We start from the raw sequence: 15381 nt of genomic DNA on the forward strand, positions 1-15381 counted from the left end.
GGAGTCGACAATCTTTAACACATAGGAGAGGGGAAACAAACATGAAAAAAGGAAGTATTTTGCTAGCGCTCTTGATGAGCTGTATTCTCGTACTTGGTGCATGTAGTATCGGTTCGAAGGATGAAGGGTCTTCAGAAGGAAAGACGTATAAAGTTGGTATCGACGTCACGTATCCACCATTTGAGTACAAAGACGGGGACACGTACAAAGGAATCGACATCGATCTTATGAAAGCAATCGCTAAGGATCAAAACTTCAAGATTAAATTTGAAGCAATGGATTTCAGCGGTATCATTCCAGCACTTCAAGCAAATCAATTGGACGTTGCCATTGCCGGTATGAGTATTACACCAGAACGGAAAAAAGTCGTCACATTCTCAGACCCATATTTCAAAGCTGGTCTTATTTTAGTCGTTAAAAAAGATGAGAATGGTATTAAATCCGTTAACGATCTTAAAGGGAAAAAAGTAGCCGTCAAAAAGGGAACGACGGGTGCAAAATATGCAACGGACAACGCGGATAAACTTGGCTTCACTGTTACACAGTTCAATGACAGTCCAGCGATGTTCCAAGAAGTAAAGAACGGTAACGCAGCTGCCTTGATTGAAGATTATCCGGTCATCTCATATGCAAACAAACAACAAAATCTTGGATTGAAACTTGTCGGTGATCGTCTCAACGGTGATAACTACGGGATCGCTGTCTTAAAAGGTGAGAATAAGGATCTGCTGAAGAAAATCAACAAAGGACTTGCGAATCTGAAAGAAAACGGTGAATACGATAAAATCGTTGACACGTATCTGAAATAAGTCGCAAGGCGATAAGGGAGTGGGATAGCCAATGGAAGTGGTCAAAACCGCATTTCCATTTTTCTTGGAAGGGCTTCAAGTCACATTGTATATTTTCATCATTGCGGTCATCGTCGGCTTTCTGATTGGCTTAGTCGTCGCATTGATGCGGTTGTCACCGTTAAAGATTTTGAACGCAATCGCGATCATCTATATCGATGTCATTCGTGGTACACCGTTCATCGTTCAGCTTTTCTTCATCTACTTTGGACTCAACTCGCTTGAGTGGTTATCGATGGACCGGATGTATGCAGGGATACTGACGGTCGCGATCAATGCTGGTGCTTATTTCGCGGAAATTATTCGAGCAGGTATCCAGTCGATTGATAAGGGACAAACAGAAGCCGCACGTTCACTCGGTATGACAGGACGTCAAACGATGGTTCAAATCATTTTACCGCAAGCATTCCGACGGATGTTACCAACGATTACGAATCAATCGATCATTAGCTTAAAAGATACATCGTTGTTATCGATCATCGGCATCGCTGATTTGACGCAACAAGGTCAAGTTCAGCAATCGACGACGTTTGAGCCATTCATCGTTTGGTCTGTCGTCGGATTGATGTACTTCGTCATCATTTATCTCTTGTCATTAGTGGCGAAGTTCTTGGAACGGAGGTTTACATTACGATGAGTATCATTGAAGTGAAGAATCTAAAGAAATCATTCGGCTCGAACGAAGTCTTAAAAGACATTAACGTCTCGATAGCCGAAAAAGAAGTTGTGTGTGTCATCGGTCCGTCGGGATCTGGGAAAAGTACGTTTTTACGCTGTTTGAATCGACTGGAAGAGATTACGGGTGGAACGGTCATCATCGATGATTTCGACATCACAAATCCGAAGGTCGATATCAACAAAGTTCGGGAGGAGGTCGGAATGGTCTTTCAGCATTTTAATCTCTTCCCGCATAAGACCGTGCTTGAGAACGTCACGCTCGCACCGATCAAAGTACGTAAATCGGATAAGGACCAGGCGAAAAAGCGAGCTTTGGAACTACTCGATAAAGTTGGGTTACGGGAAAAAGCGAATAATTATCCAGGCGAATTATCCGGGGGTCAAAAGCAACGGGTCGCAATTGCCCGAGCGCTCGCGATGAATCCGAAAATCATGTTGTTTGACGAGCCAACGTCAGCGCTTGACCCGGAAATGGTCGGGGACGTGCTTGCCGTCATGAAACAACTTGCTCTCGAAGGGATGACGATGGTCGTCGTGACCCATGAGATGGGATTTGCTCGTGAAGTCGGAGACCGCGTGTTGTTTATGGATGGTGGGTATGTCGTCGAAGAGAATGTGCCACAAGCGCTCTTTGATTCTCCACAGCATGAACGGACGCAATCGTTCCTCAGTAAAGTGTTATGATTAAACCGGCGTATCTAAATGCAGATACGCCGGTTTTTTGCTTATTCATAAATTACTGGCTAAGCGCTCATAAGAAAAACTTATACATTTAAGCGTGAGAATTTGGGAATTCGAAATGCACACGCAGGAAAAGAGTAGTAATATAGTAACGAAGGCACTTTCATGGAAGAATGGCACGTTCGTTCCTTCTCATGACGTTTTAGCGCATCATTCATGCAATTTCTTTTGAAAGCGTTAACAGGTAGAGGGCTGGAAACACATTTAGCCGATGCTAAATGTGAGGGGAGAAATATAGAAACGGGGGGAACCGTACATGGCAGGCCACGAGCAAGATCAACAAGCATTTTATGGACCAAACCTTGGCTACATCATTGAATTGTACGAGCGTTTTTTAGAAGACAAAACATCCGTCGATGAGGAGACACGTACTTATTTCGAAGAGCATGGTGCACCTGTGACGGAACCAGTAGTACCGATGCAAGTCGAGACGGGAGATTTCGAAAAATATCTTGCGGCGAATCGTTTAGCGGAACAAATTCGTGCAAAAGGACATCTTGCGGCGGATATCTATCCGCTGAAGGACCATCCGCGAGAAACAGGATTATTCGAACTAAATCAGTTTGGACTGACAGAGGCAGATCTTCGGAAAATGCCGGTTTCACTCGTCTGTCCTGAGCCGCCAGCGGGTGTTCAAGATGCATTTGAAGGCATCGAGCACTTGAAAGCGCAATACACGGGAGCAGCGGCTGTTGAGTTCCAGCATGTTGATGACTTAGAGGAAAAGAAATGGCTCCGTCAAAAAATCGAACAAGGTGCTTTGACGGCGACGCTTGATGCTGAGCAAAAGAAACAATTGTTCAAACGCTTGGCTGAAACGGATCTTTTCGAAAAATATCTGCACAAAACATATGTCGGTCAAAAACGATTCTCGATCGAAGGGCTCGATGCGATGGTGCCATTGCTCGATACGATCGTCGGACACCTCATTTCGAACGGCTCGGAGACGATCAATATCGGAATGGCGCACCGTGGACGATTAAATGTTTTAGCTCATGTACTCGGTAAACCATATGAAATGATCTTTGCTGAGTTCCAGCATGCACCAAATCATGATCTCGTACCGTCTGAAGGATCAATCGGTATCACATACGGTTGGACGGGCGACGTGAAGTATCACCTCGGACTAAACCGGAAACTCGAGCAAAAGACACGTGACATCCGGATGACGCTCGCGAACAATCCGTCGCACTTAGAGTTCGTCGACCCAGTCGTCGAGGGCTTCACGCGTGCGGCACAAGATGACCGGACCCAAAAAGGCGCACCACGTCAAGAGCAGGCAGCCGCTGCTGCGATCCTGATTCACGGGGATGCAGCGTTCCCAGGTCAAGGAATCGTTGCTGAAACCTTGAATTTAGCAAATCTCAAAGGATATAACACAGGCGGAACGATTCACATCATCGCGAACAATACGATCGGCTTCACGACGGAACCGACAGATTCGCGTTCGACGCGTTACTCGAGTGACCTGGCTAAAGGGTATGAGATTCCAGTTTTCCACGTCAACGCCGATGAACCTGAAAGCTGTCTCGCTGTTGCGCTACTCGCGAGCGAGTACCGTGCAACATTCAAGAAAGACGTCATGATCGATTTAATCGGATATCGTCGTTTTGGACACAACGAAATGGATGAACCGATGAATACAAACCCGGTCTTATACGATTTGATCCATAAGCATGATCCGATTCGTGTCTTGTACGGAAAGACGCTTGTCGCGAACGGGGATGCGACAGCTGAGGAAATTCAATCGATTGAGACGTCAATCAATGATCACATGAAGGCGGCTCGAGAAAAAGTCCCAAATGTAGAGAAAGAGTATGGTGGGGTCATGCCGGACGTCGTCTTTAAAGGCGTTCCGACGATCGAAACAGGAGTAGCGATCGAAACATTAACTGCATACAATGAAGAATTGTTGCAGTGGCCAGATGGCTTCCAAGTGTTCCATAAACTTGAGAAAGTCCTGAAGCGCCGGACAGATGCATTCTCGACGAAGAACGGGATTGACTGGGGACACGCCGAAACATTGGCATTCGCTTCAATTCTCTCGGATGGAACACCAATCCGATTAAGCGGGCAAGATTCTGAACGGGGAACGTTTGCACAACGGAATATCAATCTTCATGATGTGAAAACGGGAGAAGGATTCTCGCCACTTCATGCTTTATCAACGGCAACAGCTTCGTTCTCGGTCTATAACAGTCCACTCTCTGAGGCGGGTGTTCTTGGCTTTGAATACGGCTATAATGTCTTTGCACCAGAAACGCTTGTCTTATGGGAAGCGCAATACGGAGACTTCGCAAACTCAGGTCAAGTCATCTTTGACCAGTTTATTTCTGCGAGCCGAGCCAAATGGGGACAAACGTCAGGTCTCGTTATGTTGCTTCCGCACGGTTATGAAGGACAAGGACCAGAACACTCGAGTGGTCGTTTAGAGCGCTTCTTGACGTTATCCGGTGAGAAGAACTGGACAGTTGCGAACGTATCGAGTGCTGCGCAGTACTTCCATTTGTTGCGTCGACAAGCAGCAATCCTCGGAAAAGAGGAAGTTAGACCGCTCGTGGTCATGACACCAAAGAGTCTCTTGCGTCATCCGCTTGCGACATCTGACGTCTCTGAATTGACGGAGGGTAGTTTCCGTCGTGTCATTGAACAAGCGGGACTTGGAGAAGCACCAGATCGTGTCAAACGTCTTGTGTTCTGTTCTGGTAAGATGGCAATTGATTTAGCGGAAGCGGTCTCGAAATCAGAGGAGAATCTCGACTGGTTACAAATCGTCCGGGTTGAGGAACTGTATCCGTTCCCAGCGAAAGCCTTACAAGAAGTCATTGCGCGCTATGAATCCGTCGAAGAGATGGTCTGGGTGCAAGAAGAACCGAAAAACATGGGGGCGTGGTCCTTTATGGAACCACGGCTTGAAACAGTCGCACCGAACGGAATTCAAAATGTTCGTTACATTGGTCGTCGTCGCCGTTCAAGTACAGCAGAAGGTGACCCGGCAGGTCATAAAGTAGAGCAAGCACGTATAATCAATGATGCGCTCACAGCAACGGCTTCTACACCAACAGCACCATCACACGTATCGAATCACACATCATAACGTAAGATAGAAACGAGTCATAGGGGGAGAATACGATGGAAATCAAAGTACCAGAACTTGCCGAATCAATTACTGAAGGAACGGTGGCATCTTGGTTAAAACAACCAGGTGATCACGTGGAAAAAGGGGAAGCCATCGTTGAGCTCGAGACAGATAAGGTCAACATCGAAGTACCGTCAGATGAAGCGGGTACGTTAACGGAAGTAATGGCTGCTGAGGGAGATACAGTCCGCGTCGGGGAAACGATTGCTGTCATCTCTGCTGGTGGCGAAGCTTCAAAACCGGCTGCAACAGAAACAGCACAAGAAACTCCAAAAGAGACACCAAAAGCAGAAGAAAAAGCGGAACAACCAGTGGCTGCAGCAGCGACGGAAAGTACATCCGTTGCAGATCGTCCGATTGCTTCACCTGCTGCCCGTAAATTGGCTCGTGAAAAAGGAATTGATTTAGCACAAGTGGCGACGCAAGATCCACTTGGTCGGATCCGTGTCCAAGATGTCGCGACGTTTGAAGTAGCGCCACGTGAACAAGCAAAACCTGCTCCTACGAAGCCTGCTGCGCCGACACCAGCTCAAGCGGCTGCTCCTGGGAAACCAGAAGAGCGAATCAAGATGTCACGTCGCCGGAAGACGATTGCGAATCGCCTTGTTGAAGTTCAACAAACGGCAGCGATGTTGACGACATTCAATGAAATCGATATGTCTGCTGTCATGGCGCTCCGTAAACGCCGTCAAGAAAAGTTCGTGAAGGAAAACGAAGTTAAACTCGGCTTCATGTCATTCTTTACGAAAGCAGCAGTCGCAGCACTCAAAAAGATGCCATACCTGAATGCTGAGATTCAAGGCGATGAAATCGTCCTGAAGAAATTCTATGATATCGGCATTGCCGTCTCAGCACCAGACGGTCTCGTTGTTCCAGTCGTTCGTGATGCGGACAAAAAGAACTTCGCTGAAATTGAAAAGGACATCATTCAATTAGCGGTCAAAGCGCGTGATAATAAACTTGGTCTATCTGACTTAACGGGTGGTACGTTCACAATCACGAATGGTGGTACGTTCGGTTCACTCATGTCGACGCCGATCTTAAACGGTCCACAAGTCGCGATTCTCGGCATGCACGCAATCAACCTGCGCCCTATTGCCATTGATGCAGAACGCATGGAAAATCGTCCGATGATGTATGTTGCTCTCTCTTACGATCACCGGATTGTGGATGGAAAAGAAGCTGTTACGTTCCTGAAACACATTAAAGATCTTCTTGAAGATCCAGAGTCATTGATTTTCGAAGCGTAATCATTAAAAGACCCGTTTTAGATGCGGGTCTTTTTTCTATGGAATGATATCGTTTTGTCATCAAATCAAGAAATGACGTTAACAGCTTCTCTATATCATCTTCATACAAACAATTTAAGATAAGTGTTGTAAGAATATTTCAAGGGGGAATAGATGATGCTGAAACAAATCGGATTGACGATGGTAGCGGGAGCCGTATTAAGTACAGGACTTCCGACAGAAGATGTCGGTGCACAATCAAAAGGCAAATCGTTACTCGATTCAAATCGAATCATTAACGTTGCTCATCGTGGAGCTTCAGGTTATGCGCCGGAGCATACGATGCCAGCTTACGAAATGGGACATAAGAAATTTAAAGCAGATTACATCGAAATTGATTTACAGATGACAAAAGACGGTCATTTAATTGCGATGCATGACGAAACCGTCGATCGGACGACGAACGGAACGGGTGCTGTCAAAGAGAAGACATTAGCTCAAATCAAGAAACTTGATGCGGGTAGTTGGTTTAATGAAGCAAATCCAACACTCGCTAAAAAATCATATGTAGGATTAAAAGTCCCGACACTCCAAGAAGTCGTGAATAAGTACGGGAAACATGCGAATTACTACATTGAGACGAAGTCCCCTGAAGTATATCCAGGAATGGAAAAGAAATTACTCGATTTATTGAAACGGAACGGATTGTCTAGTGATCGTGTGAAATCAGGACAAGTCTTGATTCAGTCGTTTAGTGCAGAAAGTCTTCAAAAAGTCAGATCCATCGATTCAAAAGTCCCGTTGATTCAATTGATGGAAGCAAAGGAGGTGTCTTCCTTAACCAGTACGAAATTAAAGGAAATCCGTAAATATGCAGTTGGAGTCGGTCCTTCATATAAAGCATTGACACGTGAAAATGTTAAAGCAATTCGTCAACAGGGCTTGCTGTTGCATCCGTATACAGTAAATGAAAAAGTCGAAATGGTTCGCTTGCTTGACTATGGTGTTACAGGTGTCTTCACGAACTACGCGGATCGCTTTAATGCAGTCATTAAAGAATCGTCCAAAAAAATTTCAAAATAATTCAAAGAGTGATTCCTCGTTTCGAATGCGAAATAAGGAATTGCTCTTTTTTTGATGAAATCTCGTATTTTAAATCCAATATTTCCTTCCTTACGTAATCTGTGTAGAGCATGATGACAAATTCGAATTATGAGATGAATAGTGAGACAAAACTATGTAGTCGTTAGAGTGTTTCATGTTACGATAACAGTGCAGTTTTGGGAAGGAATGGAGTGAGGATTGTGAGAATTACACAGTATACGGATTATGGTTTACGCGTGTTGATGTATCTCGGTGTGCACCGGGATGTTATCACACCAATGCCGCAGATTGCCCAGCATTATGGCATCTCATCCAACCATTTAATGAAAGTGACACAACAGTTAGCGAAACTTGGATATGTCGAATCAACGAGAGGTCGCTCAGGGGGACTCCGTTTGATTCGTGATCCAAAGGACATTAACATCGGAAAAGTCGTTCGTGAAATGGAACCGATGGATATCGTTGAATGCTTCGGAAGCAACGGTCATTGTGTCATCGAACCTGGGTGTCGATTAAAAGGTGTGCTTGGGCGAGCATTGCGAGCCTTTATCCGAGAACTGGAACAGCATACACTAGAAGAGTTGCTTGATAATCGTGATGAGTTGGCGCTCTTATTTGCTGCTTCACCCTTACAGCGTTCCTAATCAAAAACCCTCGTTTCCGTAAGCGGAAGCGAGGGTTTTGTCATGTCGATATACTCACATGTCATCTTGGCGTTTCTTCGGTTCCACATGTTCTTTATTCTTAGACAGGTCGTCACGGACAGACGATTTCCATAATGGCACGTCGCTATAGTAAGCAGCACGCGCAATTAAATGTCCACCAATCGGTGCCGTGATGAGTACGAATAGGATACCAAGCACGACACGAGAGGAGAAAAATCCATCTTCAGTGACGAAATAAATAATGACGCCGATCAAAATCGACATGACGCCTAATGTCGCACTTTTAGATGCGGCATGCGCACGCGTATAGACATCGGGTAAGCGGATCAAACCGAGCGCGGTAACGAGACTAAATCCCATACCGAGCAAGGCGAAGACCGCGACGACCCATTCATTGATTGCGATCACGTTCGATGATCTCTCCTTTCTCGATATATTTTGAAAAGGCAACCGTACCGATGAAGGCGAGTATACCAATCAAAAGAATGACTTCGAGGTAGTCGCTCGTCCGTAAGATGATTGAGACAAGACCAACGATTGAAATCAAGCTGATACCAATCGAATCTAAGGCGATAACACGATCCGCAACACTTGGACCTTTAATGACACGGTAGAATAGACCGAGCATCGAGAGGAAGACACCCCCGAGTGCGATATAGATTAAAATATCGAACATCACCGACTCACCTCCAGAATGGCTTTCTCAAAACTATCGCGAATCGATGCGACGGCTTCGTCGACTTCCGGCATATGAAGCGCATGAATATAGAGAATCTTATTATCGTCCGAGATATCGACGACAAGTGTTCCAGGTGTCAAGGTAATCAGCATCGATAACAATGTGACTTGCCACGGTTGATCGAGTTCCGTCTCATAGGCAAAGATACCAGGCTGAATATCTAACTTCGGCTTTAAAATGATTTTTAGGACATCGATGTTCGCTACGACAAGTTCATAGAGAAAGCGGAAAAACAACAAGACGAGTGCGACGACAGGTCCGAGATAAAAACGACCCTTAAAGCCGCGACGGAAAGCGAACATCGCAATCAGACCTAATGCATAGCCGATGGCGAAACCGGAGGCCGAGAAATTATTCGCAAGAAACATCCACAAGAAAGCAAGAAATAAGTTGAGCAAGACTTGAAATGCCATGAATTAACGACCTCCTTTGAGTACGGCATCGATATAGAGCGTTGGATTCGTCAGAGGTTCAACGGCTTGTTGAATCAGTGGACGCATCGCCTCAGCGCCTACGCCATAGAGGATGCTAAGCGCAACTAAGGCAATCGCAGGTGCAAGCAGTCGAGAAACGAGCGCTTGCTTCTCACCTGAGTACGGTTTGGGTATCCCCCAAAAAGCACGCATGAACAGTTGGACGACCGAATACAAGACGAGCAGACTGGATAGTAGAACGATGATCGGTCCGACCAATTCACCAGCTTCAATGCCGCCACGAACAATCAAGAACTTCCCGATGAACCCACTAAGCGGTGGAATGCCGGCAAGCGATAACGCTGCAATGAAGAATGTCCAACCCAGCACCGGAAAGGCTTTGATCATGCCACCCATATCCTTTAGTTTAGTTGATCCGGCAATTCCGACCATGATGCCGACGAGCAGGAACAATGCAGCCTTGATCACCATATCGTGAAGCAGGTAGAAAATCGCACCTTCTAGTGCTTGCGGTGTCATAAGGGAAACCCCATACAAGATGACCCCGACTGCGACGATGATGTTGTAAATGATGATCTGTTTCGCATCCCGTGTCGCTAATGCGCCAATCACACCGATGATGATCGTGCTGAGGGCAAGGACACTTAAGATTTGATGAATCGTTCCGATCTCGTTTGAGAAGAACAAGCTATACGTCCGTAAAATTCCGTATACCCCGACCTTCGTCAACAAGGCACCGAACAAGGCAAGAACAGGTGTCGGTGGTACTTGATAAGAACCAGGTAACCAGAAGTAGAGTGGGAAAATCGCGCCTTTTAATCCGAAAACGATCAGGAACAACAAGGCGATGACGTTTAGAATCGCTGGTTGTCCAATCTCTGTGATCTTCTGACTGATGTCCGCCATGCTGAGTGAACCGATGATCCCGTACAAGAAGGCAACCGTCATGACGAATAATGCGGACGAGATGACGTTAATCAAAAGATACTTCAGCGATTCTCGTAACTGTGCCGGTTTCCCGCCGAGAACGATCAAGACATAAGACGAAATCAGGAAAACTTCGAAGAAGACGAACATGTTAAAGATATCACCTGTCGTAAAGGCACCATTGACACCAACGAGCAGGAATTGAACGGCAATGAAATAGTAGTACCGTTGATAGGAAACGCTCAAGTAGACAATGGCATACCAGATGATACAAAGAACAAGAATGCTCGTCGTCGTGACGAGTAAAGCGGATAGCATGTCAGAGACAAGCGTAATCCCGAAAGGTGCTGGCCAGCTACCGAGTGTGACGGTTAAAATGCCATTCAAACGGACAGTCAGAACGAGGTAGATGGAAGCACAGACAGTTAAAATCGTCGAAATGATGGAAACGATCCGTTGTCCTTTGAGGTATCGCGGGAAAAACATCAAGATGACACCGGTCAACAAAGGAATGATGATCGGTAATAGCGGTAAGTTAATCATTCGAATCGGTTCCTTTCATCTCTTCGATATTATCGGTCCCGAGCTCTTGATAAGCGCGATACGCAAGCACCAAGAAGAAGGCAGTGACACCAAAGCTAATGACGATGGCAGTCAGGACGAGTGCCTGCGGCAGTGGATCCGTATAGGAAGTCACGCCGTCCTTTAAAACCGGAGCCGCGCCTCGTTTTAATCCACCCATCGTCATGACGAGTAGATGGGCAGCGTGGCTGAGCAACCCTGTTCCGATGATAATGCGAAGAATGCTTTTCGAAAGAATGAGATAAATGGCACACATCGTCAGGATGCCTGCGGCGATCGCCATGATGATTTCCATATTAATCACTCTCCCCAATCGTTTGAATAATCGTCATCGTCACACCGACGACGACAAGATAAACACCAAGATCAAACAACATCGCCGTATGAAGTGATGTCTTACCGAATAACGGTAGGTTGAAATAGTCATGGGCATGTGTGAAGAACGGGACGTTAAAGACAAGCGCTCCTGAAGCCGTCAGTACGGCAATCAACATGCCAAGCGCCGTGATCCATTTGTAGTCGAATGGCAAAATCCGGCGTAACGTCTTGATGTCGTAAGCGAGTAAGATCAAGACAAGAGCAGACGCCGTCACGAGACCACCAATGAAACCGCCACCTGGTGTATAGTGCCCGGCAAAGAACAAGTAGACAGCAAACAGGAAGATGATGAACGTAATGAAGGAAGTCGCGGACTCTAAGATGACGTCATTCGTATGCTTTTTTGCCTGCTTTTTCATTTATCCATCCCTCCTGTTCGTCTGAATTTAATCATCGTGTAAATACCGATTCCGGCAAGTGCGAGAACGGCAATCTCAAACAACGTATCAAAGCCACGGAAGTCAACGAGTATGACGTTGACCATGTTCCCACCGGCGGCAAGATCTGCGACATTGTCAATGTAGTACTTGGCAATCGAAGCAAACGATCGCTGACTGAGCGAAGCAAGGGCAACAAGGGTCACTGTCAATCCGACGAGTGCCGAAATCAAGGCGTTGCCGAGCTTGAACGGAATGCGCTCTTCTTTCCGGCTGATTTCCGGTAAACGATAGAAAACGAGCAGGAACAGAGCGACCGATACCGTCTCGATGACGAGTTGCGTCAAGGCGAGGTCTGGCGCTCGAAATAAGACGAAGAACAGGGCAACTGTATAACCTGTCACACCGAGTAAGATGATCGATGTCAGTCGTGATCGTGCAAAAGTGATCGAGAGAGCACTTGAGACAAGAACGAGAGCGAGAATGATCTCATAAGCATGAATCGAGCTAATCGGATCTACCGCGAAGCGGAAAGCGTCGAACCCGTATAGTGCTGTCAAAATCAAGATGACGACGAATCCGAAGATGTAGACGAGATACGACCGCATATACCCCGTCATGACCGTATCGTGAATACGTGTCGATGTCTGTTCACCACGACGTAACAAGGCGTCATATTGATGATTCAGTGAGACGGCACGTGGCATCCGGTGGTAAAGCGATTGCCAGCGTGGGAGCGTTTTATACAAGATTATGCCAGCACTGATGATCACGAGTGTCAGAAATAACTCGGTATTGAATCCGTGCCACATTGAAATATGGACATCAATCTTGCCACCGGCATTAACGACTTGCGGTAAGATCGCTTCGACTGCTGGTCGAATCAACGTATTCGACAATATATTCGGGAAAAGTCCGATGATGACGACGAGCGAGACAAGGACGAGTGGTGGGATCAACATACCAATCGGTGCCTCGTGTGGTGTTTTCGGCAACTGGTCGTCTTGGCGTTTACCGAAGAAGGTTCTCCGGACGATCAAGAGACTGTAGACGAATGTAAAAATGCTTCCGACGACGGCGAGAACAGGAATGATCCATCCGTAAGACGGTAAGTGGAACAAGTCTGATCCTGATACTTGAAGAACACCCGTCAAGAACATCTCTTTACTTAAGAAACCATTGAACGGCGGAATTCCAGCCATCGAAAGGGTCCCGATCATTGCGATCGTCATCGAGATCGGCATCAATTGCGCGAGCCCACCGAGATTCCGGATATCGCGTGTCCCGGTTTCGTGATCGACGATTCCCGCCATCATGAAGAGACTGCCTTTAAACGTCGCGTGGTTGATCAGGTGGAAGATTGCAGCAACTGTTGCAATCGTGTACAGTCCATCGTCTAACACGTCGACGTGCAGGGCGGCGGCCCCGAGTCCAAGTAAGGACATGATTAATCCAAGCTGAGAAATCGTCGAGTAGGCGAGAATCCCTTTTAAATCATGTTGTTTCACCGCATTGAGTGAACCCCACAATAAGGTGAATATTCCGACAGATGAGACGAGATAAAACCAAAGCGACTCACCTGCGAAAATCGGACTGAAGCGAGCGACAAGATACAATCCTGCCTTGACCATCGTTGCCGAGTGCAAATAGGAACTGACGGGGGTAGGTGCTTCCATTGCATCCGGAAGCCAGATGTGAAACGGAAACTGAGCAGATTTTGTGAATGCCGCTAACAGGAATAAAACAAGGGCGACTGTAAAGAAAGGTTCACCTTGAATCGACTCAAGCGACGCATAGGTCTCACGAATACTAAACGATCCGCTAAGTGTTGAGAGAATGGCGATTCCACCGAGCATCGCTAGTCCACCGAAGACGGTGATCAGCATCGATTTTTGAGCACCATAACGAGAACGTTCCCGTTCGTACCAGTAGGCGATCAATAAGAATGACGAAATCGATGTTAATTCCCAAAACAGATAGAGGATGATCATGTTGTCTGACAAAACGACACCAAGCATGGCGGTCATGAACATCAATAAATAGACATAAAATGTACCGAGTGCTTCTTTTTTCGCATCTAAATAAAAAATAGAATAGAGAACGACGAGTGTGCCGATTCCTGTGATCAATAATGCGAACAATAAGCCGAGTCCGTCAAGATACGTGACGAAATCGATTCCAAGCGATGGTATCCACGGCATGCGTGCCGTAAAGGTCTTACCTGACATCGTACCAGGGAGAAAGCGGCTAAAATACGAAACGAGCAGTACAGTTACGACGAGTACAAACCAACCGGTATGAATGTTCGGAAGGCGCTTCGCTAAAAGCGGGATGAAAAGACTGATCAATATGGGCAGTAGGATCGCCCCATGCATCACGGACACGAAATTCCCTCCTTTGTGACATCAACGACCAAAAATGAAAAAGGGACGCGAACGCAAGCTGTTGAAGCTCGGAACTGTCCAGTAGAAGACACGATTCATTTTGTTCGTCGAAGATGTTTCTGAATCAAGTATAGCGTATCTTTTTCCTTCATGCATGACGTGAAGCGTTGAAGCATAAGGGATGGAGCCGTTTCTTCATTTGCTTGTTAAATATGTAGGAACACGGTAAAAAAGAGCAAAAATTTTTTAAAAATTTTTTTGAAAATCAAGCGATTTCAGATGAAAAGGATTTGAAATCAATGAACATGGGTACAGTTATCAAGAGTATACGTATCGATCACAGAGGGGGAAAATTCATGCGAGCAACATTTAAGACAGGTGTCGTTTTAGGTGGTCTAGCGGCGATTGCAACGATCGCTTATCAACAATACCAACAGCGAAAAACGACTTCTAACGATATTGATCATCGACCAAGTGTTGATGCAAAGCGTGATCCGGCAGAGGTAGGGTTGACGCAACTCGATTCCATTCATCGCGCAGACTGGCAAGCGAATGGATTTCCACAAACCCATGCTGAACTCGAACGCTTAGAACGAGAAGAGAACTAAAAAACACGTCTCTCGCACGAGAGGCGTGTTTTATAATCATCAAGCACTCGTTGTGACAAGGGCACGTGTCCGTTCACTGTGTGCTGTATAAGAAGAGAGGTGTTCGAATTGATAAAGCGTTAAGGTTGCTGTACGACGTTGCCCAGTGCTGGATTCGAGCATTAGATAAGCCTCATTAAAATCAGTGCCACCACCGTCATAGCGGATATGTGCCGTAATCGTCCGTCCGTCTGTCGTCTGCATATAAATATCGTAACCTCCGAAATCAACACGCTTGAAACGGGTCGCCTCGCTTACGATGTGCTTAAATGTTTCAATCAAAGAATATGTCATCTTTCGTTCCTCCCTTTATTTCTTCCAAAACAAGATAAGTTATAATTAACTCCGAATATTACTTTTCCCATTAAATTGAAGAAATAAACATCAAAAATGAATCTTTTTTAATCTTGTTATGAAACGCGTTTCATACTTTATGATGATGACAGACGGTGCGTAACCGATTGCGGGCGTTAGCCGATACAGAAACTGTATAATCAAAAAGACAAGAG

General features: G+C 46.0%; 16 protein-coding genes. 8 read left to right on the top strand and 8 right to left on the bottom strand.

Going from position 1 to position 15381, the window contains the following annotated elements; genetic code table 11:
* Positions 1-41 precede the first annotated feature (41 nt).
* The 7 genes from B2U10_RS07670 to B2U10_RS07700 all read left to right on the top strand — a co-directional run bounded on the left by B2U10_RS07670 (position 42) and on the right by B2U10_RS07700 (position 8383).
* On the top strand, positions 42-809 hold the full coding sequence (locus B2U10_RS07670) for a transporter substrate-binding domain-containing protein (protein WP_035407400.1): 768 nt from the start codon (positions 42-44) through the stop codon (positions 807-809).
* 31 nt (positions 810-840) lie between these two features.
* Positions 841-1485, top strand: a complete 645-nt coding sequence (locus B2U10_RS07675) for an amino acid ABC transporter permease (RefSeq protein ID WP_035407403.1) — start codon at positions 841-843, stop codon at positions 1483-1485.
* A complete protein-coding gene (locus B2U10_RS07680) occupies positions 1482-2210 on the top strand; it encodes an amino acid ABC transporter ATP-binding protein (protein WP_035407405.1) in 729 nt (242 codons plus the stop codon). Before B2U10_RS07675 ends, B2U10_RS07680 begins: the two co-directional genes overlap by 4 nt.
* 313 nt (positions 2211-2523) lie before the next feature.
* A complete protein-coding gene (locus B2U10_RS07685) occupies positions 2524-5364 on the top strand; it encodes a 2-oxoglutarate dehydrogenase E1 component (RefSeq protein ID WP_290786597.1) in 2841 nt (946 codons plus the stop codon).
* A 35-nt stretch (positions 5365-5399) separates the two neighbouring features.
* Positions 5400-6656 (top strand): 2-oxoglutarate dehydrogenase complex dihydrolipoyllysine-residue succinyltransferase, encoded by a 1257-nt coding sequence (odhB, locus tag B2U10_RS07690; protein WP_035407413.1) that lies wholly within the window; start codon positions 5400-5402, stop codon positions 6654-6656.
* A gap of 156 nt (positions 6657-6812) precedes the next feature.
* Positions 6813-7718: a glycerophosphodiester phosphodiesterase gene (locus B2U10_RS07695; RefSeq protein WP_375091863.1), complete on the top strand. Its 906-nt coding sequence runs from the start codon at positions 6813-6815 to the stop codon at positions 7716-7718.
* A 221-nt stretch (positions 7719-7939) separates the two neighbouring features.
* The gene (locus tag B2U10_RS07700; RefSeq protein WP_035407421.1) at positions 7940-8383 is read left to right on the top strand and encodes an Rrf2 family transcriptional regulator; all 444 of its coding nucleotides are present in this window, start codon (positions 7940-7942) and stop codon (positions 8381-8383) included.
* Between the two features lie 54 nt (positions 8384-8437).
* Here the strand turns inward: B2U10_RS07700 and mnhG are convergent, their stop codons facing one another.
* From mnhG to B2U10_RS07735, 7 genes are read right to left on the bottom strand one after another with little or no spacing between them, the layout of a single operon-like run.
* Complete coding sequence (mnhG, locus tag B2U10_RS07705; protein WP_290751007.1) at positions 8438-8812, bottom strand: monovalent cation/H(+) antiporter subunit G; 375 nt, start codon at positions 8810-8812, stop codon at positions 8438-8440.
* Positions 8796-9032: a Na(+)/H(+) antiporter subunit F1 gene (locus tag B2U10_RS07710; protein WP_369792030.1), complete on the bottom strand. Its 237-nt coding sequence runs from the start codon at positions 9030-9032 to the stop codon at positions 8796-8798. Before B2U10_RS07710 ends, mnhG begins: the two co-directional genes overlap by 17 nt.
* Positions 9033-9079: 47 nt before the next feature.
* The gene (locus tag B2U10_RS07715) at positions 9080-9556 is read right to left on the bottom strand and encodes a Na+/H+ antiporter subunit E (RefSeq protein ID WP_290751004.1); all 477 of its coding nucleotides are present in this window, start codon (positions 9554-9556) and stop codon (positions 9080-9082) included.
* A gap of 3 nt (positions 9557-9559) precedes the next feature.
* A complete protein-coding gene (locus tag B2U10_RS07720) occupies positions 9560-11047 on the bottom strand; it encodes a Na+/H+ antiporter subunit D (protein WP_290751000.1) in 1488 nt (495 codons plus the stop codon).
* Entirely contained in the window at positions 11040-11381 is a 342-nt protein-coding gene (locus B2U10_RS07725; protein ID WP_023468540.1) for a Na(+)/H(+) antiporter subunit C, read from the bottom strand. The genes B2U10_RS07720 and B2U10_RS07725 overlap by 8 nt, the downstream gene beginning before the upstream one ends.
* 1 nt (position 11382) lies before the next feature.
* Positions 11383-11823 carry a Na(+)/H(+) antiporter subunit B gene (locus B2U10_RS07730; RefSeq protein WP_035407436.1) on the bottom strand — a complete coding sequence of 147 codons (441 nt, stop codon included), beginning with the start codon at positions 11821-11823 and terminating at the stop codon, positions 11383-11385.
* Positions 11820-14225 carry a Na+/H+ antiporter subunit A gene (locus B2U10_RS07735; protein WP_290786599.1) on the bottom strand — a complete coding sequence of 802 codons (2406 nt, stop codon included), beginning with the start codon at positions 14223-14225 and terminating at the stop codon, positions 11820-11822. Before B2U10_RS07735 ends, B2U10_RS07730 begins: the two co-directional genes overlap by 4 nt.
* A 356-nt stretch (positions 14226-14581) precedes the next feature.
* On the opposite strand from B2U10_RS07735, the gene B2U10_RS07740 reads away from it, so the two are divergent.
* Complete coding sequence (locus tag B2U10_RS07740) at positions 14582-14833, top strand: hypothetical protein (RefSeq protein WP_290750994.1); 252 nt, start codon at positions 14582-14584, stop codon at positions 14831-14833.
* Positions 14834-14872: 39 nt separating this feature from the next.
* On the opposite strand, the gene B2U10_RS07745 is transcribed toward B2U10_RS07740, so the two are convergent.
* Positions 14873-15166, bottom strand: a complete 294-nt coding sequence (locus B2U10_RS07745) for a hypothetical protein (RefSeq protein WP_035407444.1) — start codon at positions 15164-15166, stop codon at positions 14873-14875.
* Positions 15167-15381 lie beyond the last annotated feature (215 nt).

Origin of the sequence: Exiguobacterium sp. UBA7533, from assembly GCF_002479335.1 — a bacterium.
Taxonomy (GTDB): Bacteria; Bacillota; Bacilli; order Exiguobacteriales; family Exiguobacteriaceae; genus Exiguobacterium_A.

Bases quoted from the DNA above. Each gene is read 5' to 3' on its own strand.
- odhB (WP_035407413.1), top strand. From the start codon at position 5,400: ATGGAAATCAAAGTACCAGAACTTGCCGAATCAATTACTGAAGGAACG.
- B2U10_RS07670 (WP_035407400.1), top strand. From the start codon at position 42: ATGAAAAAAGGAAGTATTTTGCTAGCGCTCTTGATGAGCTGTATTCTC.
- B2U10_RS07720 (WP_290751000.1), bottom strand. From the start codon at position 11,047: ATGATTAACTTACCGCTATTACCGATCATCATTCCTTTGTTGACCGGT.
- B2U10_RS07740 (WP_290750994.1), top strand. From the start codon at position 14,582: ATGCGAGCAACATTTAAGACAGGTGTCGTTTTAGGTGGTCTAGCGGCG.
- B2U10_RS07730 (WP_035407436.1), bottom strand. From the start codon at position 11,823: ATGAAAAAGCAGGCAAAAAAGCATACGAATGACGTCATCTTAGAGTCC.
- B2U10_RS07695 (WP_375091863.1), top strand. From the start codon at position 6,813: ATGCTGAAACAAATCGGATTGACGATGGTAGCGGGAGCCGTATTAAGT.
- B2U10_RS07710 (WP_369792030.1), bottom strand. From the start codon at position 9,032: ATGCTCGGTCTATTCTACCGTGTCATTAAAGGTCCAAGTGTTGCGGAT.
- B2U10_RS07680 (WP_035407405.1), top strand. From the start codon at position 1,482: ATGAGTATCATTGAAGTGAAGAATCTAAAGAAATCATTCGGCTCGAAC.
- B2U10_RS07715 (WP_290751004.1), bottom strand. From the start codon at position 9,556: ATGGCATTTCAAGTCTTGCTCAACTTATTTCTTGCTTTCTTGTGGATG.
- B2U10_RS07675 (WP_035407403.1), top strand. From the start codon at position 841: ATGGAAGTGGTCAAAACCGCATTTCCATTTTTCTTGGAAGGGCTTCAA.
- B2U10_RS07725 (WP_023468540.1), bottom strand. From the start codon at position 11,381: ATGGAAATCATCATGGCGATCGCCGCAGGCATCCTGACGATGTGTGCC.
- B2U10_RS07745 (WP_035407444.1), bottom strand. From the start codon at position 15,166: ATGACATATTCTTTGATTGAAACATTTAAGCACATCGTAAGCGAGGCG.
- B2U10_RS07685 (WP_290786597.1), top strand. From the start codon at position 2,524: ATGGCAGGCCACGAGCAAGATCAACAAGCATTTTATGGACCAAACCTT.